This window comes from Candidatus Accumulibacter cognatus, assembly GCF_000584975.1.
Taxonomy (GTDB): Bacteria; Pseudomonadota; Gammaproteobacteria; order Burkholderiales; family Rhodocyclaceae; genus Accumulibacter; species Accumulibacter cognatus.
The window spans coordinates 17141-41044 of record NZ_JDST02000096.1 but is presented as its reverse complement, the minus strand read 5'-3'; the positions used below and the strand labels follow the sequence as shown (position 1 = coordinate 41044).

19 protein-coding genes are annotated in these 23904 nt (G+C 65.0%); 7 read left to right on the top strand and 12 right to left on the bottom strand.

All coding sequences use genetic code 11. From position 1 onward, the window contains the following. Nucleotide 1 precedes the first annotated feature (1 nt). Nucleotides 2-493 (top strand): disulfide bond formation protein B, encoded by a 492-nt coding sequence (locus AW06_RS16505; protein ID WP_034952261.1) that lies wholly within the window; start codon nt 2-4, stop codon nt 491-493. 19 nt (nt 494-512) lie between these two features. Here the strand turns inward: AW06_RS16505 and dut are convergent, their stop codons facing one another. From dut to AW06_RS16475, 6 genes are all read right to left on the bottom strand, one after another. Then, nucleotides 513-974, bottom strand: a complete 462-nt coding sequence (gene dut / locus AW06_RS16500) for a dUTP diphosphatase (protein WP_034952259.1) — start codon at nt 972-974, stop codon at nt 513-515. Continuing rightward, a complete protein-coding gene (gene coaBC, locus AW06_RS16495) occupies nt 971-2167 on the bottom strand; it encodes a bifunctional phosphopantothenoylcysteine decarboxylase/phosphopantothenate--cysteine ligase CoaBC (protein WP_034952255.1) in 1197 nt (398 codons plus the stop codon). Before coaBC ends, dut begins: the two co-directional genes overlap by 4 nt. 11 nt (nt 2168-2178) lie before the next feature. After that, the gene (locus AW06_RS16490) at nt 2179-3810 is read right to left on the bottom strand and encodes a methyl-accepting chemotaxis protein (protein WP_034952252.1); all 1632 of its coding nucleotides are present in this window, start codon (nt 3808-3810) and stop codon (nt 2179-2181) included. 555 nt (nt 3811-4365) lie between these two features. Then, nucleotides 4366-4497: a hypothetical protein gene (locus AW06_RS21045; protein ID WP_273704816.1), complete on the bottom strand. Its 132-nt coding sequence runs from the start codon at nt 4495-4497 to the stop codon at nt 4366-4368. 293 nt (nt 4498-4790) lie between these two features. Beyond that, on the bottom strand, nt 4791-6074 hold the full coding sequence (locus AW06_RS16480) for an IS66 family transposase (RefSeq protein ID WP_034952247.1): 1284 nt from the start codon (nt 6072-6074) through the stop codon (nt 4791-4793). A 22-nt stretch (nt 6075-6096) separates the two neighbouring features. Then, nucleotides 6097-6426: a DUF6444 domain-containing protein gene (locus AW06_RS16475; protein WP_273704815.1), complete on the bottom strand. Its 330-nt coding sequence runs from the start codon at nt 6424-6426 to the stop codon at nt 6097-6099. Between the two features lie 133 nt (nt 6427-6559). On the opposite strand from AW06_RS16475, the gene AW06_RS21040 reads away from it, so the two are divergent. Next, the gene (locus AW06_RS21040) at nt 6560-6859 is read left to right on the top strand and encodes a hypothetical protein (RefSeq protein ID WP_138677916.1); all 300 of its coding nucleotides are present in this window, start codon (nt 6560-6562) and stop codon (nt 6857-6859) included. A 140-nt stretch (nt 6860-6999) separates the two neighbouring features. Here the strand turns inward: AW06_RS21040 and AW06_RS16465 are convergent, their stop codons facing one another. From AW06_RS16465 to AW06_RS16455, 3 genes are all read right to left on the bottom strand, one after another. Next, nucleotides 7000-7626 carry a LysE family translocator gene (locus AW06_RS16465; protein WP_034952312.1) on the bottom strand — a complete coding sequence of 209 codons (627 nt, stop codon included), beginning with the start codon at nt 7624-7626 and terminating at the stop codon, nt 7000-7002. Between the two features lie 780 nt (nt 7627-8406). Beyond that, entirely contained in the window at nt 8407-9018 is a 612-nt protein-coding gene (locus AW06_RS16460; protein ID WP_034952237.1) for a hypothetical protein, read from the bottom strand. Then, on the bottom strand, nt 9011-10072 hold the full coding sequence (locus tag AW06_RS16455; protein ID WP_034952234.1) for a DUF3592 domain-containing protein: 1062 nt from the start codon (nt 10070-10072) through the stop codon (nt 9011-9013). The genes AW06_RS16460 and AW06_RS16455 overlap by 8 nt, the downstream gene beginning before the upstream one ends. A gap of 303 nt (nt 10073-10375) precedes the next feature. Here AW06_RS16455 and AW06_RS16450 point away from each other — a divergent pair, with 303 nt between their 5' ends. From AW06_RS16450 to AW06_RS16440, 3 genes are all read left to right on the top strand, one after another. Then, nucleotides 10376-10933, top strand: a complete 558-nt coding sequence (locus tag AW06_RS16450) for a 1-acyl-sn-glycerol-3-phosphate acyltransferase (RefSeq protein WP_034952231.1) — start codon at nt 10376-10378, stop codon at nt 10931-10933. Nucleotides 10934-11268: 335 nt separating this feature from the next. Continuing rightward, nucleotides 11269-13176: a pyruvate kinase gene (locus AW06_RS16445; RefSeq protein WP_034952228.1), complete on the top strand. Its 1908-nt coding sequence runs from the start codon at nt 11269-11271 to the stop codon at nt 13174-13176. A 154-nt stretch (nt 13177-13330) separates the two neighbouring features. Continuing rightward, entirely contained in the window at nt 13331-14233 is a 903-nt protein-coding gene (locus tag AW06_RS16440) for a DUF3828 domain-containing protein (RefSeq protein ID WP_034952225.1), read from the top strand. Nucleotides 14234-14454: 221 nt separating this feature from the next. Here AW06_RS16440 and AW06_RS16435 read toward each other — a convergent pair whose 3' ends face one another. After that, nucleotides 14455-14895, bottom strand: coding sequence for a group 1 truncated hemoglobin (locus AW06_RS16435; protein ID WP_034952222.1), 441 nt, complete (start codon nt 14893-14895; stop codon nt 14455-14457). Between the two features lie 210 nt (nt 14896-15105). Here AW06_RS16435 and AW06_RS16425 point away from each other — a divergent pair, with 210 nt between their 5' ends. Beyond that, nucleotides 15106-16014, top strand: coding sequence for a DMT family transporter (locus AW06_RS16425; RefSeq protein WP_034952217.1), 909 nt, complete (start codon nt 15106-15108; stop codon nt 16012-16014). Between the two features lie 20 nt (nt 16015-16034). Next, nucleotides 16035-18914 (top strand): SUMF1/EgtB/PvdO family nonheme iron enzyme, encoded by a 2880-nt coding sequence (locus AW06_RS16420; RefSeq protein WP_034952213.1) that lies wholly within the window; start codon nt 16035-16037, stop codon nt 18912-18914. 538 nt (nt 18915-19452) lie between these two features. Here AW06_RS16420 and AW06_RS21035 read toward each other — a convergent pair. Both AW06_RS21035 and AW06_RS16410 read right to left on the bottom strand, forming a co-directional pair. Beyond that, the gene (locus AW06_RS21035; protein WP_273704814.1) at nt 19453-22764 is read right to left on the bottom strand and encodes an SUMF1/EgtB/PvdO family nonheme iron enzyme; all 3312 of its coding nucleotides are present in this window, start codon (nt 22762-22764) and stop codon (nt 19453-19455) included. Between the two features lie 19 nt (nt 22765-22783). After that, the gene (locus AW06_RS16410; RefSeq protein ID WP_034952210.1) at nt 22784-23707 is read right to left on the bottom strand and encodes a DUF3616 domain-containing protein; all 924 of its coding nucleotides are present in this window, start codon (nt 23705-23707) and stop codon (nt 22784-22786) included. Nucleotides 23708-23904: the final 197 nt, after the last annotated feature.

Below are 23904 nucleotides of genomic sequence, written 5' to 3'. Positions count from 1 at the left end.
GATGCGTGTCTCGCCACGTGTCGCCTTTGGCCTGCTGGGGCTGATGGCGCTCGGTCTGACGCTGGCCGGATGGTTGCTCGGCGAGGTGATGAGGCTGCAGGCGTGTCCCCTGTGCATCTTTCAACGCCTGCTCTATCTGCTGATCGCCTTGCTGGCGCTGGCTGGCGTGCTGTTGCCCGGCGGGTCCCGCTTCTGGGGCGTGCTGCTCGGCTTGACTGCAGCCGGCGGACTGGCGACTGCGGCCCACCAGAGCTGGCTGCAGTATCTGCCCAACGCGAGCATGGAATGTGGTTTTGGTGAGCCGACGCTGATCGAGCAGATCGTCGACTGGTTTGGCGTACACTGGCCATCGCTGTTCATGGCCACCGGTTTCTGTTCAAGCAGGGACTGGGTGTTCCTCGGACTGTCGATGGCCAACTGGTCAGGTCTATGTTTCCTGGCCTTTCTCGTCGCTGCCGGGTTACTGGTGGTGGGGCGTAGCGAGCGCAGGTAGAACGTCTGGCCACCGCCGTTCAGGAATGACCGGTGCTCCCGAAACCGCATGCACCACGTGCGCTGCGGATGAATTCTTCGACAACCTCGAACTCGACTCGCAAGACCGGTACCACCACCAATTGGGCCAGACGATCGAGTGGCTGCAAGGTGAAGGGTTCCTGACCGCGGTTCCAGGTCGACACCATGATCTCGCCCTGATAGTCGGAGTCGATCAGCCCGACCAGGTTGCCAAGAACGATGCCATGTTTGTGGCCGAGTCCCGAGCGCGGCAGGATCATCGCTGCCAGTCCAGGGTCGCCGAGATGGATCGCGATGCCGGTCGGAATCAGCAGCGTTTCCCCAGGCCGGATTTCAACCGGTTCGGCGATGCAAGCCCGCAGGTCGAGGCCGGCCGAGCCGGTGGTGGCATAATGCGGTGGCTGGTCACGCAAGCGGGGATCGAGCAGCTTGACGTCTACCCGAAGGTCCGGGCGGCTCATCGGCGCCGCCCGAGCAGGACGGCAATACGGTTGACGAGCTGGCGCGCAAGCTGGAGCTTGGGCGCGGGTGCCAGCGGGTGCGCACCGTCATCGTCGAACAGGATCAGCGTGTTGTCGTCGCCGCCAAAGCCGTCGGCGATCAGGTTGCCGACGAGCAGCGGGATGTTCTTGCTGCGCCGTTTGTGTTCTGCGTATTTGTGCAGATTCTCGCTTTCGGCAGCAAAACCGACGCAGAGCGGTGGTGCGCGCAGAGCAGCGATCTCGGCAAGGATGTCCGGATTCTGCACCAGTTCGATCGTTGGCGGCTTCAGCTGCGCGCCTTTCTTGATCTTTTGCGCGCTGGGATTGGCCGGGCGGTAATCGGCGACGGCGGCGACGGCGATGAAAACGTCATTGCTGGCGACCTGACGGTGTACCTCGGCGTGCATCTGCAGGGCGCTGCTGACCTCGATGCGGCTGACCCCCAGCGGGCAGGGCAGGCTGACCGGCCCGGAGACCAGGGTTACCTGTGCACCTGCTTCGCAGGCGGCGCGGGCAATCGCATAGCCCATCTTGCCGGTAGACAGGTTGGTGATCCCCCGTACCGGGTCGATCGCCTCGAAAGTTGGCCCAGCGGTCAGCAACACGCGTTTGCCGGCGAGCGATTTTGGCTGAAAGTGGGCGATCATCTCGGCAAGGATCTCTGCCGCTTCGAGCATCCGTCCCGGCCCGGTTTCACCGCAGGCCTGATCCCCACAGGCCGGACCGAGGATGTCCACGCCGTCGGCACGCAGGCTGGCGATGTTGCGGCAGGTTGCCGGGTTTTCCCACATCTGACGGTTCATCGCCGGGGCAACCAGGAGCCTGCAGTCGCGTGCCAGGACCAGGGTGGTCAACAGGTCGTCGGCCAGTCCGTTGGCCACCTTGGCGAGAAAGTCGGCCGAAGCGGGGGCGACCAGCAGTGCATCGGCTTCCCGTGAAAGATCGATATGTGCCATGTTGTTGGCGACTCGCCGATCCCACTGATCGGTAAACACCGGTTTGCCGGAGAGCGCCTGGAAGGTGACCGGCGTGACAAAGTGCGTCGCCGCTTCACTCATCACCACCTGCACCGAGGCGCCTTCGCTGCTTAGCAGGCGAACCAGTTCAGCAGCCTTGTAGGCTGCAATGCCGCCGCTGACACCGAGGACGATGCGTTTTCCTGCCAGTTCCATGGCGATGTCCTTCAAAGGCGAAAGAACTCGGCGGCAGCACGCAGGCGATGCGCTGTCGTGGCAAGGTCTGTCGCGGTAGTGGATACCTGCGCGGCAGCCGAACTGTTCTCCCGGGCACCAATGGCGATGCCCGAGATTGCCGCGGTGATCTTGCTACTGCTTTGGTTTTGCGCACCAAGTCCCTGGGCAATTTGCTGGATATGGTTGATCAGAATGCCGGTCTCGACGGCAATGGCGTCCATCGTCGCCTTGGCTGCCTGGACGGCGTGAATGCTTTCGCGTGCTTTTAGCGATCCCGACCCCATCGCGCTGATCGCATTCTCGATGCCTGACTGGATCTGGGTGATCATCGTGGTGATGCGGTCGGTTGATTGAGCAGTACGTTCAGCGAGCTTTCTCACTTCGTCGGCGACGACTGCAAAACCACGCCCCTGTTCACCGGCGCGGGCCGCTTCGATGGCCGCGTTGAGGGCAAGCAGGTTGGTCTGGTCGGCAATCTCGCGAATCACGCTGACAATACCGGAAATCTCACGGGAATGTTCGCCGAGTGACCGCATCGATTCCGCGGTGCCTTGAACATCGTTCGTGAGGTGCTCTACCACTCGTGTCGTGCTGGTGATTTCGGCACTACCCTGATCGCAGCGTTCACCGGCCTGCTGGACCTGGATTTTCGCGGCATCGGATTCTGCAGCCATCATCGAGATGCCGCTCGACATCTGTTCCACGGTGGCTACCATGTCATTGACCGAGGCACTCTGACTGTGCGCGCTGTCGGCAATGGTGGCGATGGTCGCAGAGAGCTGCGCAGCGGAAGTGCTGACCGTCTGGGCAGCAGCACGAATTTCCCCGACTGTCAGCCGCAGGTTGCTGGTGGTGGTATCAAGGGAGCGCAGCAGGTCTCCGATTTCATCGGTCCGCTTACTTGATTTGAGTTGCTGATCGAGAAGTCCGTTGGCGATGTTTCCCAAACGCTGGCGGGCTTCCCGAATGCCTGCCAGCAGGGATTTGCCAAAGATGTAGTTGGCGGCGGCAGCGAGTGCAGCACTCAGGAGAAAGACCAGGAGCAGCAAGCTCAGACCGGATTGGACGGTAGCGGCTGCACTGGTTTCAACCTCTGTTTGTTCCCGGCTGCTCAACAAAACCACATCATCTATGGCCTTGCGATGTTCGGCATAGTTAGAAGAGAGTTTGTACATCGAGGTACGTATCGCTGTCGCGTCACCGGCCTGGGCGGCTGGCACGAACTCCTTGTTGGCAATCTCGAAGAATCGCACGGCTGGCGCATGCGCGTCGTTCAGGAAACGAGTCTTGATGCTCGCTGGCAATAACTGTTCGGTCCAGAACCTGTGCCGCTTGTCGTAGTCCTGCTGCAGTTGCTGTAGCTTGCCGATCAGTATGGCAATATCGTCAATCCGGTCGGGGTTGGCGATTTGCAGGACGGTGAGATAGGACTCAATAATGTAGTTGGGAGGGGGAAGGATGTCCGCGACCAGATCCTTGTAGAGGACGATGCGATCGTAATGCGGGCTGCCGATCTTGGTCTGTTTGATGATCTGCCAGGTGCAGGCGCCGAAAACCAGGAAGCCGCTGGCCAGGGCAATGGTCACGATCAGGAGTTGTATACGTAGACTGAAACGGGTCATCTGGAGGACCTCCGGGGCATGTTTTGTGGGTTATTGTGTGCATTTAGTGACAGACGATCACCGCTCAGCCAAAGCAGACACCGGGTTTACGTGATGGTTCCATTGTAGCGCTGTACTGCGCGCGGCCGAATTTTCGGTTTTACATCAAGCCAATGTTGGGTGAGGGGCATTGAACACCCCGCTTTGAAGCCTGAAGATGATCAACCTGGAACTCACCGAAGCACAACTCGACGAACTGCACTAGGAGGCGAGTGGGAACCCCAGCCGTCGCGCCTGTAAAAAACAAGCTGAATGTGGTCTACCTAAAGGGTAAAGGCTACGCTCACCAGGAGATAGCAGACGGGGTGTGGGTGGATGAAGACACCGTCACTGAAAAGGTGAGGAAGTTGCAAGACGGTGGCCTGCCTGGGCTACTGGCCGAGCACTACCGCCAGGGGAAGGGGTAGTGGGATGCACACGCGGAAAGGCTAAATCAGGATTTCGAGAACTGCCCGCCCCACACGGACAACCAGACGGTAGCCAACCTGAACCTCACCGAAAGCTTGTGGCGCTTCGTCAAGACAGGTGTTGTACCGCATCCATTACGACACGTTCGCCACTTTCAAGAAGTACATCGACGCCTGCCTGCGCGACTTCGGCAGTCGCTTCAATGGCAATAAGCAAACCCTGGTGATCGTGAATTTCCAACTGTTTTCAAAAACCGAATCCTGTGCCGTGTGAAGGATAAACGGTTGTTGCCTCTCGCCGTTCCTGTCGGCCATGAAGACGAACCCGCAGGCATTGTGCAGGTGCCTACCCCTTGTCAGGCCTGTCCATCGGCGTCTGGGCAGCCGCTTAATAACGCGATGTGCAACTATTACTCTGTGACCAGCCCTTCCAAATCCAGCAAGGGTCGCCCCAAGGACTGGTAGATCAGGACGCACCAGGTATGGGCGGAAACTTTCCTGTAGAGACGAGTTACCCACTGCCAGAGTAACCAATCACCCCCCTACCGAGACGGCAGGCAAAGGCGGCATGGGTAGTCCCTGGCGGCCAGCCTGGAGGGCGGTGGAGAGGTAATCCCAAGCGGAGACCTTCCTTGCGCGACACGTATCGATGATGCTGGCGAGCAAAGCAAAGGCTCGGGTTCCTTGTTCGCTGCGGGTACCGAAGCTCAGGCGACGGGCAATGACCCAGTGGCGCAACAGACGCTCGGCCGCATGGTTGGTGAGCGGCAGGCTGGGGTCGAGGAGCGGCCGGATGATTGCTTCCCAGTCGTTGAGCATTTCCCGGCAGAATTCGCCGAGTTTGGCGAAGGGACTGTTTTGATGGCGTTCGCACAAGGCCTTGAGTTGGGCCAGGTTTGGCGCCTGTTGTTCGGCCAAATCCTCGGAAGGGCCGTCGCGGGCGGCCTGAGTCGCCTGCATCAGGGCACCCAGCAGGTCGAGGAGTTGCTGCCCGACCTGACTGGTGTGCCGGCAAGTGGCCTCGGCCAATCCGCGGGCCTTGCGCAGGAGATGCGCCAGGCAGCGGATGCGGTTGAGGTACGAACGATAGACCGCGTAACCATCGCTTATCAGGCAGCCAGCCAAACCGCCCTGCAGGGCATTGACGAAGATCTCGGCACTGCGTGCGCCGATGAAATACACCACCGTCGTCACGGCGTTGAACACCCACAGCAACAGGCCACTTTCTCGCCACGGCGTCTCGTCCAGGTGCAGCAGGCCGGCACGTTCGATCTCCTCCCGCAGCAGTTCTTCGACCGGCGCGACCTGGCCGGCGCTTTGCCGTATGGTCTGGTCGAGGAGTCCGGCGGACAGTTGCAACCCGAGCAACTCCCAGAGGAGTTCCTGGACCTTGGCGCGCGAGAGCCGATAGCGCAGGCAGAGCATGACGATCAACCCGGCCAGGCGCGGCCCGAGCATCTGCTGGGCATCCACCCGTGCGCCTTCCCATTCGGGCAGGACCACCGCACGTGGCGGCTGATAGCGGCTGCAGTGGCCGCATCCGCACTGGGCTTCCCAGAACCGGTGCTGAGTCACCCACAACCGCAGGCCTGGGGCGTTCGGATCAGCCGGCGGCACTTCGATTTCGTCGTAGCCACCGTAGGCTTGGGCCACCGGCTCGGCTGCGAAGGGCTCGTCACAGGCCGCGCATCGTGCTGGCCAATGATCGAGCACGGCGTTGACGGTCAGCTTCTGGTTTCGGCCAAACCCGGGCGCACCCGGCTGCCGCCCCGGGCGACGCGCAGCAGGGGCCGCAGCGCCGGAAGGCGCCTTTGCCACCGGGGCTCCGTCGTCGCCCGCCTCAGCCGTCCGTCTCTTCGGTCTCGCCGACCGCTACCGTCGGCGGCTCGTCAGGCGTAGTGTCCGTCGGCGGATCACGCTCCGAGCCCGCACGGGGTTGGCGATAGACCGAATCGCTGCCGGGCGGACACGAACTATTGCGGGAGTCCTGGTTCAATCGGTCCCGCGCGTCCTTGAGATCAGCCAGCAGGCGCTCCGCCAACCGCCGCACCGCCTCTTCCCCAAGCCGCGACAGCGCATCGCGGTCGAGTTGGCGAAGATCGTGGTCGGTCAGATGCATGGCAAGACGGGTTGGGCGACGGTCAACGGCGATCAGTCTAATGCAGATCACGCTCAAACCCAACGAAACCGTATGTCGTTTCTCAGCTTACACCGATAACATGCTAAGAAAAAACGCTTAGACCAATTGCCTACTCGCTTCTGGAGGGACTGCGCTCCGGCACAAAGAGCTCAAGAGCCGCTTCGTGCGTCCGCAGGCACCGCCGTGGGGGCTGGCCACCCATCTGCTGGGGGGCGTGAACGGTTACCTGCCAGAGTTTCCGTACGCCGATCCGTTCGGCGGAGAAACGTTCTGCCAGCTGTCCGATCACGGTCTCGACAGGGCGGCGTACAGAGACGACGGCCTTGTCGCTGCAGTAGCCGAGGACGGTGCCGACGAACGCCATCGTCAGGGCCTCAGCAATCGACAATTTTGGGGGAAATCCTCGCTTGCGCGGGTTCCCACCATGAACGACATGTTCAGCGCCTCGCGAACAAGGCAGTAGACAGTGACCATGAAGGTTTCGAGGGGCATGACCGACTCCGAGGGTTGCGAACCCGGCATAGGTCAGCATGGCTTCTCATTAGTTGCACATCGCGTTACTGGAGCAATGGGGTATGTCGGCCATCGACCCAAAGCAGGCATTCATCGTGAAACGATTAATCGCAAACCCAACGCGACAAAAACGGCCCCTGCTATGCGATCAAGAGTTACACCTGCCTTGGGCCTAGTGTTGAGCCATTGCCCAAGTGATCCCGAAAAGTAACCTAGCAGCCCAAAAAGTACTGCCGCTTGCGCGGTGAAAGTGACTCCCAGCGCGGCCATCTGCCAACTGATGTTTCCGTTGGATGGGATGATGAACTGAGGCAGGAAGGATAGAAAAAACAAAACCACCTTCGGGTTGATCGCGTTGGCAAACACCCCTTTAAAGAACAGCTTCGTCAGAGCTTGCTCGTCATTTAGAACCTTTTCTACCTTGGCACCGCCTCGGCTACGCAAAGCATTTATGCCTAGCCAAATAAGATAGAGCCCCCCAGCAATTTTCAGTGCAGTGAATGCAATGGGTGATGCCGCAATAATCGCGCTCACGCCAATAACTGCGAGTACCGTATGGCTAAGGCAACCTAATGCACACCCTAATCCGAAGATGATACCTTGTTTGCGCCCCTTAGAAATTCCCATGCTAAGGATCATGAGATTGTCGGGGCCGGGCGATGCTGTAATCAGTACAGCGGCCACGAGAAATCCGAAAAACTGTGCAAATGTAAGCATGGAAAACACAGCCATGAATTTGAAAAGTACAAGAATAGCTGAGTCCTTATGATCATGTTTAACAATTGCCTGGTTTGCGAGGCTCTGAACCCGGTCGTTCCGGGCGGGAACCCGCGCAAGCGAGGGTTCCCGCCGAAATGGCCGGATGCTGAGATGGCCGGATGCTGAGGCCCTGACGACGGCGTTCATCGGCACCGTCCTCGGCTACCGCAGCGACAAGGACATTTGGGCGTACTTCGGCCGGCATTGGGCCGCATGGTTTCCCCATCTGGGCGACCGTTCGACCTTCGTCCGGCAATTGGCCAAGCTCGGTCACGTCAAAGCCCTTCTGCATCGGCCCGGGGCCAAGAGGCTGAGGGCATTCGAAGCGAAAGGGTATCTCGTGGATGGATTCCGGATACCCGTGTGCCATCCCAAGCGAGTGGATCGCTACACCCTCTTTCGGGGCGAAGCGGATTTGGGCTTCTGCACTTCTAAAGAGGAGGATTACTTTGGCTTCCATGGCCTCGTGCTGATTACGCAAGAACATGGCGGACTCTCGCCCCCTATCCCTGGTGGCTCACAGGATATCGGTGCGTCGCCGTGTCGAGACCGTCATCGGACAGCTGGCAGAACGTTTCTCCGCCGAACGGATCGGCGCACGGAAACTCTGGCAGTGGGTAACCCGTCTCTACAGGAAAGTCGCTGCCCATACCTGGTGCGTCCTGATCAACCAGTCCTTGGGGCGACCCTTGCTGGATTTCGAAGGGCTGGTCACGGAGTATAAGTTGCACATCGCGTTTAATAGGCAAGCCACACCTCGTCACCCCCCTGTGGTCCGGTACCGCCGACCGTCTGGCCGTTCGCATCATGCAGTACGATGCGCACGGCGCTTGTGCCCTCTCGGCTGACGAGGCTCCAGTTCCACAGATAGCACCACTGCGACAGATCGCGCAGCCGCTTGTCTGCCGGTTGCTGCAACCAGGCGTCGCTGACCTGCAACTGCAGTGCCTGGTCAGCATCGACATGCGCTGCAACGATGTGGGTGGCCTCGAGGCCCATCCCCCGGCTGGCGACGGCAAGAAGCCATTCATGAAACTGTCGGAGAGGCTTGGCGCCGGCCCCACGGCGATTGAAGACGCCCAGGCTGTTGAGCACGATCACGACGATGACCGGCGTCACTACGCCGACCATGCCTGCCGTCGTGCGTGCGACATCGAATCTCATCAGGACCATTGCGATGGCCAGGGCCGTGACCATCCACGCTGCCAGTCCCAGCAGTCCGCTACCAGCCCGGGTCAGGAAAATTCCGACGGTCATCGGCGGGAAAAGCACCTCCCGCAACAGGCTGCCGACGGTGTGGTAATCGACGACGGCGGTCAGCCTGGCGGGATCTGTGGGCGTGTCATTCATGCGTGGCGCTCCTTGGCTGGCCTCGTGAACTCGCCCGCAGGGTCAGCCAGAGCACTCCCAGCGGCAGGCCCGTCAGCACCAGCAAGCCGAGAATGACACAGATCCAGACACCAGCAAGCGCGTCGCCAAGGAGGGTGGCGAGCGCTGGGTCTGCTCCCGTTTCCAGGACGGCATTGCCGGGGGCTTGCGGATCGTAATAAACAGCCACCGTGCCACCCTCCTGTCGCTGCATTGAATATGCTTCAAGCCATTGTTCGACCGCTGCCTTGTCGCGGTTCGGGCGCATGCCCTGGCGGATGACGTTGCCGCCATGAACGATATCGGCGACACGGTAGCGGTAATGGATCTCTGCCTGCCAGGCTGGGCGCCAGCCGCGCCCGACACTCACCCGGGTTTCGTCCAGGCGACTGCTGCTTAGCCATCCCTCGGTCACGGGCCAGGCGCGCGTGGCCTCGGCCCGTTGCCACTCGGCTGACAGGGTACGATAGTCGTTCCAGTACGCCGCAGCGGTGACCGCGAGGATGCTCTCGAGAACCAGCACCACAACTGCCACACCGAGCCACATGTTGCGCCGGTCGCGCGCCGCATCGGGCGCTTGCCCCCACAGCACGCCTCGATCCCAGACAATGGCGAACCTGGCCGGACCGGGTGTCGCCGACGTTTCCGGATCGACGCGATGCTGCATGGCGGCCACCGTAGTATTGATCGGCGGCACGGTGTCGCCAACGACCTGATCACAGCGGATACGGATCGATTCCCTGGATTCGTCATCGCGATGCTCGGTCAGGCGGACGACGAGCTCGCGGGCGGTGGTTTCCGTCCGCAGTTGAACCGGGTGACCCGGTACGGTGGCAATGACGGCGGATACTTGCCGAAGCAAGCGACGACGGAAGACGTTGATGACCAGCAGTGGCGCCTGCAGCAATAGGGCGGCGATGACCAGCAGGCTGATGAAGCCAGCCGGACCGGCGACTGGCTGTGGGCCGTCAAGGGCAAGCGGCAGCATGGCCAGCAACAGTCCGCCCAAGGTGACGGCGCGGTAAAGACGTACCACTGCCCGCCAATGAGCAGAGGGGGGTTGCAGCAATGGATGAATGGGGAGTGTTGATGATGAATCAGCCATGTGCATCCAGAGATAGATACCGCTTCGGAGTCGAGACAGTAGCGTGCCTTTGAGAATGCGTCAATCCAGACTTCCGGGCCTAGAGTCGAGGCATGGCACGATATCCGCAGGTTCAGCCTGTCTGTTTCCAGCCCTTTCGACTGACCAGCTCTGATCGGGCGCCCGGCCAGGGAAGCGGGCCACCGGGTCGGCGATTGATCCGCTCCGCCCCATCACACGGGTTACACTTCGCACATGCTGAAGATCCTGTCATGTCGTCTGCTCGCAGTGCTGGGCTGGACACTGCGCGAACCGCCGGAGCGGCCGGCCCGCGCCGTGCTGATCGCCTATCCGCACACCTCCAACTGGGACGCCTTCTACGCTCTGCTTGGCAAGTTCGGGCTCGGTCTCGAGGCCCGCTGGGTGGCCAAGGATTCGCTTTTTCGCTGGCCGTTTGGCGGACTGCTGCGTCATCTGGGGGGTATCCCCGTCAATCGGCGAATCCGCCAGGGCTTCGTCGCCGAAATGGTCGAGCAGTTCGCAGCCACACCCCGGCTGCTCCTGGTTGTCGCCCCGGAAGGCACGCGCAGACTGACCGGCGGCTGGAAGAGCGGCTTCTACCGGATCGCACTGGCCGCGGATGTGCCGGTGGCGCTGGGCTTTGTAGACTACACGCGCCGCGAGGCCGGGATTCTTGCCTACGTGACGCTATCCGGCGATTCGGCGATCGATCTTGCGGCCATCGCGCAACACTACACCGAGCAGCGAGGCAAGCGCCCGGAACTGGCGTCGCCGATCCGCTGGCTGGACTGACGGCGACGGGCAGCGCCCTCGCCAGGGGCGTTCGCGGAGTGGCCGGGGTCCTTTCGGCTGTCGTCGATCATGACCCAGGGGTGACCACGGCGCTGGAAGACGACCATGCCGATAGCTGGCGTGATTCCCCAGGGCGCGGCCATGCCGCGCGATTTCCCCCTTTGGCTGCGATCGCGCAGGTCTATGCCCATGAAGTCGCGCCTCGCGAGGCGCGCCCATCCCGATGGCTGCTCGCTGTCGTCACGCTGGCGAAACATTGCCGGAGTAGCCTGCGGTGGCGAGCGCGCAAGCGGGACTCGCGACGCCCTTGCCATTTCGCGGACGGAAAGCAGCCAATGAACGAAACCCGGCAACGCCAGGACAACCCACGCCAGAGTGACGGCGCAAAGGCCGCTGCCGGCCCGGGCCACCCGCAGGCGGAACGCCTGATCCGGAGGATCAGTGAATTGCGTGCCCGCGCCATGGCGCTCGAACAGAGTCATGTTGAACACCTTCAGGGTATCGAGCCCAGCTATCAGGCCAGCGCCCGCAACCTGCTACATTATCTCGCCCTGCGGCAGATCGATCTGCGGCCGCTGCAGGAGGAACTGAGCGCTCTCGGCCTCACCTCGCTGGGCGGCTGCGAGGCGCAGACTCTCCGTTCGCTGGATGCCGTACTGGCGGCCCTGCATGGCCTTGCCGGCAGGCCGCGGCCCCGGCAGGCTCCGGCCTCGCCGTTGAGCATCGACGACGGCACGATCATCCTCGACCACCACAGTCAGCTTCTTCTCGGCTCGCCGGCCGGCAAGCGTTCGGTGCGGATCATGGTGACGATGCCCAGCGAAGCGGCCGTCGACTACTCGCTGGTGCGCAATCTGTTGGCTGCCGGGATGGACGTGGCGCGCATCAACTGCGCACACGACGACGAAGCAGCCTGGCTGGGCATGATCAACAACCTGCACCGTGCCGAGAGGGAACTCGGTCGCTCGGCCAAGATCTATGCCGACCTGGCGGGTCCGAAGCTGCGCACCGGCATGATCGAATCACCCGGACGGGTCCTCAAGTACCGGCCGCGCCGCGACCTGCGCGGGACGGTGAGCGAGCCGGCGCAGGTCTGGCTGACCCCGGCCACGGCGCCGGAGCCAGCGCCTCCGGGTGTAGGTTTCACCTTGCCGGTCGAAGGTCACCTGATCGAGTCGGCGCTTGCCGGTGACGTCATCGCTTTTGACGACTGCCGGGGCAAGTATCGCGAACTCGTGGTGCAGGAGGTGCGCAATGCCTCGTGCCTGGCGTTGTCGAGCCAGACGGCCTACGTGGAAGAGGGCGGCCAGGCGCGCCTGCTCCGCGACGGCGAGGTGATGGCCGAAGGCGGTTTCGGTCCCCTGCCCGAGGTCGTCTCGCCGATCGAGCTGGCGGTAGGCGACAGACTGATCCTGACACGCGATGGCCTCCCGGGGCGGGCCGCCGTGCGCGACGCCGAGGGCCGGATCATCGAGCCGGCGCGCATTTCGTGCTCCCTGGATGCCGTTTTCGAAGCCGCCAAGGCCGGGGAACTCATCTGTTTCGACGATGGCAAGATCGCCAGTCGCGTCATCGCCAACGACGGTCGGGAGATCGTCGTGCGGATCGGCGACACAGGCCCGACAACCGCCAGGCTGCGGCCGGAGAAAGGGATCAATCTGCCCGACACCAAACTTCGCATCGCGGCCCTGACGGACAAGGATGTCCATGACCTGGCGTTTCTGGTCAGGCATGTGGACATGCTTGGATTGTCTTTCGTGCGCACGCCGGAGGACGTGCGGCTCCTGCAGCGGCATCTCGACGGACTGGGCGGCGGCGACATCGGCGTGGTCCTCAAGATCGAGAACCGGGAAGCTTTCGAGAACCTGCCGCACCTGCTGTTGACCGCCCTGTACTCGCCGCCGGTCGGCGTGATGGTGGCGCGCGGCGACCTGGCCGTCGAAGTGGGCTTCGAGCGTCTGGCCGAGGTGCAGGAAGAGATCCTCTGGCTGTGTGAAGCCGCGCACGTGCCGGTGATCTGGGCCACCCAGGTGCTGGAGGGGTTGGCCAAGACCGGCGCACCGACACGTGCGGAGGTCTCCGATGCCGTCATGAGCGGCCGTGCCGAAGCCGTGATGCTCAACAAGGGGCCCTACATCGTCGAGGCGGTGCGTTTCCTCAACGGTGTCCTGGAGCGCATGCACGCGCACCAGCGCAAGCGACGCAACATGCTGCGCAGACTGTCGATTTCGGAACAGGTCTAGTTGTTGCCACGACCGGGAGCCGGCCGGAGCGCCTGGGGCGGTGATTTGCACCGCGATTGGCCCAGTCTCGGTAGCTGTGAAAAGCGGTGCAGGAAGCCGGCGCCATTCGGGTTATTATCCGCTGTTCCATGGGGATGGAGAAAGGAGCGAGACGATGACGAACGGCCGAAGCGGTGCGCTGACGCGTGCGTTCCGGCGCCGCTGGCGCGCTGTCCGGCGGACGGTCGTGGCGTCGTTCCTTTTCCTGGCAGCGCACGGTGCGGGGGCGTTCGAGGCCTGGCTGCCGCAGGCGGACTGGCGCTTCGAGAGGGGCGTGGTCGCGTCCTGGGCGCCGGCGAAGACGCAGGTGCCGACGGATCGACGGCTCGCCGGCAAGTCCCTGCGCTTCACCCCGACCAGGGTCGAAGCGCCCGAACCGCTGGCCTGTGCGACGGCCCGCTACGAATTCGTCCTGACGCCGGCACCGGGCCTGTTCCAGGGCAGTCTGCCGCCGCCCGCCGAACAGGCCGCGCGCCGGCTCGGGATCGCGCATCTGCCGCTGCTGAGCCTGCAGGTGACTTGCGACAATGGTCTCTTCGACTACCACCTGATCACATCGCGCAAGGCGCTGCTGGGCCTGGACAACGTCGTGTGGACGCTCAGCCGCGCCGCCGAAGCGGAATCGCCCGAGGCGGCGACACTGAACCTGCTGCATGTTCACATGACCCACGATATGGTTTTCGATGCCGCCTCGGTCGCGCGCAAGCGCGCCTACCTGACGCCCGGCCTGCGCGGCGCCATCGCCGATTACTTCAAACGGCCACGGCCGCAGGACGAAGTGCCGCCGATCAACGGCGACCCCTTCACCGACTCGCAGGAATATCCCGACCGTTTTCTGCCGGGACGTGCGCGCATCGACGGCGCCCGCGCTAGCGTGCCCATCCGGCTGGGTGACGGCTCGCGTGACTGGCAGGTGGAGGTGCTGCTGTTGCGGGAGGGGTCCCGCTGGCGGGTCGACGACCTGCGTTACCCCGGTGGCGCCACGCTGCGCGGGTTGCTGCAGCCGGCGCCGAGCTGATGCGGGAGGGGCTGTGGTCGAGGGTCCGGGATGGCCGCCGCTGTCTAGATTCGAGATCGACGCTGCGGGAAGGAGGCTCATATTCCGTCTGAACCTGTGCGCATGGGAACTTCCAACCCGCACCTGTCAGTCGGGACGAACGTCGAATTCGTACTTCGGTGCGGGTCGAGCCTGGGAGTCGTTCTCGCCCAGGGGGGCGGCCTGCATCTCCCCCCAGGCCCTCACTTGACCGTGACGATGTCGCCCTTCATGGGTGCCAGGATGGCAATCAGTTCGCCCTGTTCCTTTGCGGGAACCTTGAACTTGTCGAGCGTGCGTGACAGGTCTTCGACCAGCGCGGCAAAGTCTGCCTCGCCGATCTTCAGGTGAGCATGTGCCGACTTCATGTCACGGCCCGTGTATTGGCAGGGGCCGCCGGTGCCGGCGCAGATTTGCTCGACGAGCAGCATCTTCAGGCGGGGGATGTTGGTGTTGGCGAACTGTCCGTTGATGCGCTTGTCGGCGGCGACATTGGCGACGAAATCGTCCACCACGGCGGTAATCGCCGGCTGTCCGCCCAGTCGATCGTACAGCGAAGCAGACCCTGCCCTGGGCCCGGCGGCGCAGGCGGCAAGCGCCAGCGAGAAAGCGGTTCCCAGGATCAGTCTTGACAAGGTGTTCATGGTTCTCTCCTCTGAGGTATCTGAATCATGGCGGCACGCTGCTGCCATGTTTCCCTGATACGGGAGGAGTCGCCTTGTGGATGCAGGATCGACCTCGCCCGCGGCACAAGGTTGACGACGATGCCTTCGAGCCGTAGGGCATGATTGTGGTCACGCAGGATCTCGCGCACACTCTCAAGCCGGAAAATACAGGGTGATCCAGCCAAGCCCATGACCCGCCTCACCGCCAACCTGCTGCTCACCCTCACGGCCCTGATCTGGGGAACCGCCTTCGTTGCCCAGAACCTCGGCATGCAGGACATCGGCCCGCTCGCCTTCACCGGCATACGCTTCCTGCTGGGCGCCCTGATCGTGCTGCCGCTGGCCATGCGCGAGTACCGGCGCCTGAACGCCCGCCACCACGGCTTTACGCAAGGCGAGTGGCTGGGTGCCGCGGGCCTCGGCCTGCTGCTCGCCGGCGGCGCCACCCTGCAACAGGTCGGCATCGCTGGCACGACGGTCACCAATGCCGGCTTCTTCACCGTGCTCTACGTGCCGCTGGTGCCGCTCTTTGGCTGCCTGCTCTTCCGCACGCTTCCGCACTGGTCGGTCTGGCCGGCGGCCGGCGGCTGCGTGGCCGGCACCTACCTCCTGGGCGGTGGCGAACTGTCGTCCCTGGCGACGGGCGACTGGTGGGTGCTCGCCGGCACGCTGTTCTGGGCCGGCCACGTGCTCCTGGTCGGCCGCGTCGCCGCAGAAAAGGGCGCGGCAATCACCGTCGCCTGCACGCAGTTCTTCGTCTGCGGCGTCGTCTGCCTGGCGGCGGCGTTGCTCGTCGAGCCGATCCGCGCCGCCGGCCTGGTCTCGGCGATGCCCGCCATCCTCTATGCCGGCGTGCTCTCGGTCGGCGTCGCCTTCACGCTGCAGGTGCTTGCCCAGCGCCATACGCAGGCCAGCGACGCGGCAATCATCCTGTCGTCGGAAACGCTCTTCGCCGCCATCTCCGGCGCGCTCTTTCTCGCGGAGAAGCTGGACGGGAGGCAAGCCGCCGGCTGTGTGCTGATCCTCTTCTGCATCCTCGCCGTGCAGCTGGTGCCGCAGGGCGAGGCCCGGCGGCCCGCGACCGACACACACGGGTAGCGCACGACTCCGTTCAGCAGATGCCGGAGAACCTGCAGCACCTGATCAGTGAAAACCGTTATCTGCAACTGCAAGGAATCCGCTCGCGCGGCAAGCTGGTGAACATCGAGCTCGACCGCATCTACGTCACGCTGCGCGCGACGCGCCAGTTCACCGAGCGCGGCGACGCCGCCTGGCTGGCCGGCGAGTGCGCGCTGGCACCCGGCGAGCGGCAGCGCGGCCTGGCCGGTAGCGGGCCGGCTGGCGAAGCGGCGCGCGAAATGAGCGAAATCAGCGTCAACCAGGCGCTCGCCGAGCATCGCCGGCTGGTCGTCCTCGGTGACCCCGGTTGCGGCAAGACGACGCTGCTGCGCTACCTGGCGCTGCGCTACGCGCGCGATGTCGCCGAAGGCAGCGAGCACCTGCGCGGCGAACTCGGGCTGGCCGAGAGCGGCACGCTGCCGATCCTGCTGCCACTGCGCCTGTTGGCCCGCTTCCTCGGCGAGCAGCGCGACGACGGCACCGAAGGGCACGTCGTTTTTCTGCGCTTTCTCGTTCGCCTGCTGGCCAACCAGCGCATCGCCGTTCCGGAAAACTTCTTCGACGACTGGCTGCACGGCGGCCGCGCGGTGCTGTTGCTCGACGGCCTCGACGAGGTCGCCGACGCGGCGCTGCGCCGGCGCGTCGCGCGCCGCGTGGACGACTTCACGCGCGCATATCCCGGCTGCCGCTACGTCGTCACCAGCCGCATCGTCGGCTACACCGAATCGTCGCAGCTTGCCGCCGGCTATGCGACGACGACCGTGCGCGACTTCTCGCTCGCTGACCTGCGCCGCTTCCTGGCGCAGTGGCACCGCTTGATCGCCATCGGCCAGATGGGCCCCGGCGACAGCGCCGAAACCGCCGCCGCGCAGCAATCCGAACAACTGCTCGCTGCGATCGAAGCCAACGAGCGCGTGCGCGAACTGGCGATAAACCCGCTGCTGCTCACCGTCATCGCGCTCGTCCATCGCGACCGCGTCAAGCTGCCCGACCGGCGCGCCGAGCTCTACGAGGAAGCGGTCGACGTGTTGCTCGGCAAGTGGGACGAAGCGAAAGAAGTCGCGGAAACGCGCGTCGTGCACGAGCGGCCTTTCGACACCAGCGACCGCCGCCTGGTGCTGCAACGTCTGGCATTACGGATGCACGAGGAAAGGGTGAAGGAAGTCGATCGCCAGCCGCTGCGCGAACTGTTGGCCGACGAACTCGCCGGCCGGCTGGACGACACGCGCGACCTCGATGCCGCCGTCGATCGCCTGCTGCGGCTGATTGAGGAGCGTACCGGCCTGCTGATCGCGCGCGGCGAAGGCAGCTACGCTTTTTCGCATCTCACCTTTCAGGAATACCTCGCGGCGCTCGGCATCGCCGGCCGCGACGATTACGTCGAGAAGACGCTGGCGCACAGCGCCGACCCCTGGTGGCGGGAAGTCATCCTGCTCACCGCCGGCCATCTGAGCACGCAGAGTAGGGAGCGGACGACGCGGCTGATTCGCGCGATTGCCGATGCGCGCGCCGAGCCCGAGCCGTACCACAACCTCGTCCTGGCCGCCGAGTGCGTGCGCGACGCCGGCTCGGGCAGGCTGATCGGCAATCTCGAAGCCGAGTTGCGCGCGCGGCTGCGGGACGAACTCGAGCGTCCTGAGCCTATCGGCTGGCTGGCGAAGACAAAGACGCTGCTGACGCGCGGCATCAGCCCGCAGGCAGCGCTTCGGCGCCGCATCGCCGCCGCCGAAGCGCTCGCCAGGATCGGCGGAACCCGCTTCTGGAGCCTACCGCACGGCGAACCCGAGTGGGTCGAGATTCCCGCCGGAGAATTCACCATGGGCGAGGGCAGCAAGGCGCACCGCGTGTCGCTGCCGGCGTACGCCATCGCGCGCGTGCCGATCAGCAACGCGCAATACGCGCTGTTCACGCAGGCCAGCAGGCATCCGCCGCCCAAGTATTGGCAAGGACCTCGCCCGCCGCGAGGCAAGGAGAGCCACCCGGTCGTCGACGTGAGCTGGCAAGACGCGCTCGCGTATGGCCGCTGGCTGGCCGCGGTCACTGGCAAAGCCGTGACGCTGCCGAGCGAAGCCGAATGGGAGAAGGCGGCGCGCGGTGCCAGCGACGCACGCGCGTACCCGTGGGGAGACGCGTTTGACGCCGCGCGCTGCAACGCAGCCGAATCCGGCTTCGGCGATACGACTCCGGTCGGAATCTTCGCGAGCGGCGCCAGTCCGTACGGCTGCCTCGACATGGCCGGCAACGTCTGGGAGTGGACGCGCAGCCTGTGGGGCAAGGATTGGGACAAGCCCGAGTTCGGCTATCCCTATGATCCGAGCGACGTGCAACGCGAGAACCTCGATGCGCCGGATGAGGTGCGGCGGGTCGTGCGGGGCGGCTCGTGGACCTTCACCGAGTCGACGCCCGCTGCGCCGTCCGCGGCAGGGATCCCCCGCTCCACTGGCTCGTCAGCGGTTTTCGGGTTCTGTTGCGCCGGTCCCCTGTTTCGTAGCTCTGGGCTCTGCCCCCTCAGGGCTCTGGAGCTCCGGTCATCCGACTCTGGAGGGGGTGCGGGGGAAACTTCCCCCGCCGCGCGGCGGAACGATCGGGTGCGTGGCGAAGAGGTGTTCGCGCAGTCCCCAGGTATCGGCGTAACGCACGTGCTTGATCCAGCCATGAACCGCCGCGTCGAGTTCGGCGAACGGAATCCGCCCGGCCTGGTAGGCATCGAGATGGTCTGCCAGCCGGCGCGTGAACGCGATCGAGTTGCGTTGCTTGAGCAGGCGGTGCGTCGGGTAGAGAACTGGCTGAGCAGCGGCCAGTACGAGCACGTCAGCCGGAGGGTCGCCGGCATCGGCAGGCTGCTCGGCGGCTGGTTGCGCCAGAGCATGCAGGCATAGCGCCGGGCCTGGGCCGGGGCGGACACGGCGGGCGTTTCGCCAGGCCGTGTCCGTGCTTCGCTATCTGCCCGGCGCGAGCGCTGCCCCGATGGCGCCCTGCCTTGCGGCGCGCGCGCGGACCAGACGCGTCTGGCGCTGTTCTTCTTCCTTCGCCTCGGCCGGCAAACCCGCTTGCGCGAATCGGCCGGCATTTCCGGAATGCGAGCGGCACGGGAGTACCGTCGCACCGTTGCGCCTGGCGGCGCAACCAGAAGAAGTGGGGAAGAACATGGGACCGGCGCAACAGAACCCGAAAACCGCTGTCGTTCCAGTGGTTCGGGGGATTCCTGTTGCGGACGGCGCAGCGGGCGTTGTCTCGGTGATTGTTCCACGAGCCGCCCCGCACGACCTTTCCAGACCGCCTGCCCGGATGTCGCCACCCGGAAGGCGGAGAATAAACAGCCGCGCTGCGCGCGGAGGAGCGGGGGAAGTCTCCCCCGAACCCCCTCCAGAGTCGGATCTCCGGAGAGTCAGAGACCAGAGGGGACAGAGACCAGAGCTACGAAACAGGGGACCGGCGCAACAGCACCCGAAAACCGCTGTAGTCGAGCCAGCCGACCGGGAAAAATCTGTGGCGGACAGCGCAGCGGGCGCTGTCCCTGGGATTGCCCCACGAGCCGCCCCGCACGACCCGCCGCACCTCATCCGGCGCATCGAGGTTCTCGCGTTGCACGTCGCTCGGATCATAGGGATAGCCGAACTCGGGCTTGTCCCAATCCTTGCCCCACAGGCTGCGCGTCCACTCCCAGACGTTGCCGGCCATGTCCTCGCAACCCAATGGACTACGGCCGAGCAAGAAGCAGCCCGACGTGGTCGTCTGGCCGATGCCCTGCTCCGCATTGGCCCGTTCGGCATCCCAGGCGTCGCCCCAGGGGTAGATCCGCCGGGCTTGCGGGTTCGCTTGCAGTGCGTGTTGCCGCGGTGCGAAGCCGTCATCGAGCGTCGCGCGGATCACGCTGCCCGGGATCTCGACGCCACCGCGCGCCGCTTTCTCCCACTCGGCTTCCGACGGCAGCGTCACCGCCCAGCCAGCGGGCAGGCGCGCGCGCCAGCGGGCGTCGAGCCAGCGGCAGAAGGCGAGCGCGTCGTCCCAGCGTAGCCACGCCACCGGACGATTCTCCGCTTCCTTCAAGGCTTGTTGCCGGTGCCTGGCGTAGCCGCTCGCTTCGACGAACTGCCGGAACTGCGCGACGGTGACCGGCGATTCGCCGATCCAGTAGTTGTCGTCGAGCGTGTCGTTCTCGTGCAGTGGCGCCTCCTTGTCGCCCTCCTGGCCCATCCAGAAGCGGCCGCGCGGCACGAAGACGAAACGCATCGCGTCGACTTCGCGCAGGTGGCGGCGCGGGTCGCCCAGTCGCGCCAGCAGGTCGCCGACGAGCGCGCGTTCGCGCGCCGGCAGCCGCGCGCCGGCGAGCACGACCAACTGCCGGTCGCGCACGCGCTGCCGCCGGCGCTCGTGGCGCTCCCGCAAGTCCGGGTTGAACGCGGCGAGGCCGGTTTCGTGCAGCACCTGCGCGGCGAGCAGCGCTCCCCAGTGGGCTTCGACCGCTTTCTGGGGATCGGCGTCGTCCTCGGCGCAGAGCGCGTCGACGAGTTCCCAGATCGCCGACGGCGAGGCTTTCGAGCGGGCGGCGGCGAGCAGCGTCACCTCGCGCCAGCGGTTCGGGTCGCTGCGCGCGAGTTTGCTCAGCGTGTCCGGGTAGTCGAAGCGCGCCAGGTGGCAGGCGGCCAGGTATTCCTGAAACGAGCGGTGCGGGAACTGGTACAGCCCTTCGCCCTGCGGGCTGAGCAGCCCGGCGCGGTCGCGCAGGTATTCCTCGAGGCGCTTGAGGCGCACGTCGGGGTCCGACGAGGCGGCGTAGAGCGCGTCGATCAGCGCGCTTTGCCGGATGTCGGCGGTGCCGGTGAGCCGCGGCTGCTGCAGATGGGCGTGGTAGGCGAGCTTGTCGAGCTGTTCGCGGATCTTGTTGCGCGGCGCGTTCAGCCACTCGCCGAGGCTGGGTTCGGCGACCACCGGCTGGCCGTCGGCGTCGCGGCGAAGCTTGAGCCCTTCCCATTCGTCGAGCAGCATGTCGACCGACTGCGCGTAGAGTTCTTCGCGGTTCTCCGGCAGCGATCCACCGCTCTTGCTCTGCAGGCGCGCCATCAGCGTCAGCAGCAGCGGCCGCTCGGCGAGTTCGCGCAGTTCGGGCCACTGCGTTGCGCGCTTGAGGAGCGCCGCGCGTCCGCTGGCGTCGCTCTCGGTGAGCCGGCAGAGGTCCTGCGCCAGGTGCGCGTACCAGGTGTCGATGAAGCGCTCGATCTGCCCGCGCGTGAAGGGCAGCAGTTCGCGTTCGGCAAAGCCGTCGAGCTTCCAGTCCTGGCGCTGGTAGGCGTAGGTGCGGCTGGTGACGAGAAAACGGCAGCGCGAGTGGAGCGCGGCGAAGTCCTGCACCGCCCGCTTGACCTGCTCGCGGCGTTGCAGCGCGTCCGGCACTTCGTCGAGCCCGTCGAGCAGGATCAGGCCGCCGTCGGCCAACAGCTCGCGCTGCAGCTCGTCGGCGTAGCGCGCGAGCGGCGTCGGCAACTGGCCGACGATGAAGGTCCACAGCGCGCCGTCGGCGACGCGGACGCCCGGCGGCGGCAGGCTGGCGGCGAAGTCGCGCAGCAGCACGCGCACCGGTAGCAGCGCACGATGGCGCCAGCGCTGGGGCTCGGGCGCTTTCTCTTTCCTGTTGGCAGAGCTGGCGCGTGCCTCCTCGCCGTCGTCGACCGGCAAGGGCTGGCGGAGGAGCCGCAGGTCGGTCGGCTGTTGGCCGAGCAGCTCGCCGGCCATGCACAGCGCGACGAAGTTGAGGAACGTCGTCTTGCCGCTGCCGGGACCGCCCATCAGCACGAGCAGGCGTTCGTCGTCGAGCGCTTCGAGCGCCGACTGGCGTGGCGCGGCGTGCTGTTCACCTTCGCCGCGCGCGGCGAGCCGTGCGCTGGCCTGGCCGCGCCCGCCCGGCGTCTCGTCGCGCGCGTGCCGCGTCAGCAGCGCCGTATACACCGACGCGAGCTGCACCGGCCTGCCGCTGTCCGCGGCGAGCAGCGGCAACTCGTTGGCACGCCGGCTGAGCCAGTCGAGGTAGGCGCGGCGCAGGTCGGCGGCGCTGGCTCCCTTCCGTGCCGCGAGGTGGACGATCGTCCTTTGATCGCGCTGGTCCCGATGATCGTGGATGTGCGTGTCGCCGGTGCTGACGCTGCCGAAGTTGTCGCGCCCGATCGCGACGCCGCGCCTGCCGACCTTGATTTTCTGCGCAGGCACCGCCGCCCGCGCCGGCGGGTCCGGGCGCAGTTCGACGAAGCCGGCAGCGGCGAGTTTGTCGAGCTGGCCGCCGAAATGCAGCAGCAATCCTTCCGTGTTCGCGTAGCGGGTCGGGAAGTGGCCGAGTTCGTCGAGCTTCTCGCGAAACTCGCGCACACTGCGCTCGTCTTCCGGCGCAAGCGCCGCCGACCCGTCGGTCCGCTCCTTGAAATAGGTGAACAGAAACGGCCGATTCGTCGCCTGGAAGTGGCCGAAAGCGGTGGCAAATTCCTCGGCGGTGTAGCGGCCGACCTTGTTCGCGACGAGCATCACGAAGAGGTCGCACTCGCGGATCGCGCGCTTGTATTCGTCCTGCAGCCGCGTGCGCGACATCGCGTCGAGGAAGTCTTCCCACAGCACGACCTTGAGGAAGACTCCCTGCGACACCCATTTCTCGTTTTCGCGGCCGACGTAAATTTCGAAGGCGCGGCGGTCGTCTTCGAGCTCTTGCGACGAGGCGAGGAAGATCTTCTGGTGGGTGAGCATAGGTCTGGCGCCGTCGCGTTCAGTCCGCAATCCTCAGTTGGTCCGGCCGCAAGATCAGGAAGCGCGCGCAGCGGCCTTCGTCCCGGCTGCCGTCGTCGCTGACGAGGATGATGCACTTCCGGCCATCAATGACCGCCGGGCTGACTCCCTCGGCGTGCTCGAAGCCGGGCAGACCGGCAACGCTGACCCGGCGCGGGCGATCCGCGCCGCCCCCACGCCAGAACCAGAGCTGGAATTCAAGCCGTTCGCGGGCGACGGGACCGGCGATGACCAGATATCCCGCCAGATCGGGCACCCAGGACAGGCCGCGAATGCCGTTGCCGCCAAGATCGAGCGTCGTCAGCGGGACGCCGATCCGCGGCCGCTCGTCGGCGTCGAAGAGGGCGCCGGGATTCTCGATGCTGGCGATGATCGCCCGCCCGTCGAGGAGTGGACTGCGAAATCCCATCAGCAGGCGCCTCTGGTCGGCGCTCATTTCCAGCGCCTCGATGTTCAACCCACCCTCGCGCTTGACCTCGCGTATCGCGGCATAAGCAGCCAGTTCCGGGTGGGCGGCGATCAGGTGGCGCTTCAGGTTGCCGACCACCCTCGGATCGACGACCTGGTCGCCTTCGATGCGGAAGCGCACCAGTCTTTCCCTGGATTTCCGCTCGTTGCCGTCGCTGTCACGGGAATGCGAGGTGATGGCGTAGATGTTGCCCGCTCTGTCGGCGGTGACGCCTTCGAGGTCGTCCAGTTTCCAGAAATCGTCGTTTCCCCACGACCAGAATGGGGCGTTCAGGGCGGTGTGACTGACCTGGCCATCACGGATGCCGAGGAGACTCAGCGCATGCCGCTGTTCGTCCTCGACCACGAGAAAACGGCCATCGGCGAGCTGCTGAATGCCGGACGGCTCGTAAACCCCGCTCAGAGCTTGAAAGATCGGGAGGTCATTGGGCGGCATTGCGGGGGTCTCCAGTTACGATTGCCAGCACCACCGGGGAGCAATTCGCCCTCGGGGCGCACGCTCCGGCAGCGCCGAAAAGGCAAGGCCCGTCAGACCACGGGCCTGACCTCCCTGTCGTGCGGCGCGAACCAACAGTAGCACAGAAGGGCAGGAATCAAAAAGGCGGGTCGGCAGTCGGCACGATCCAGGGAGGC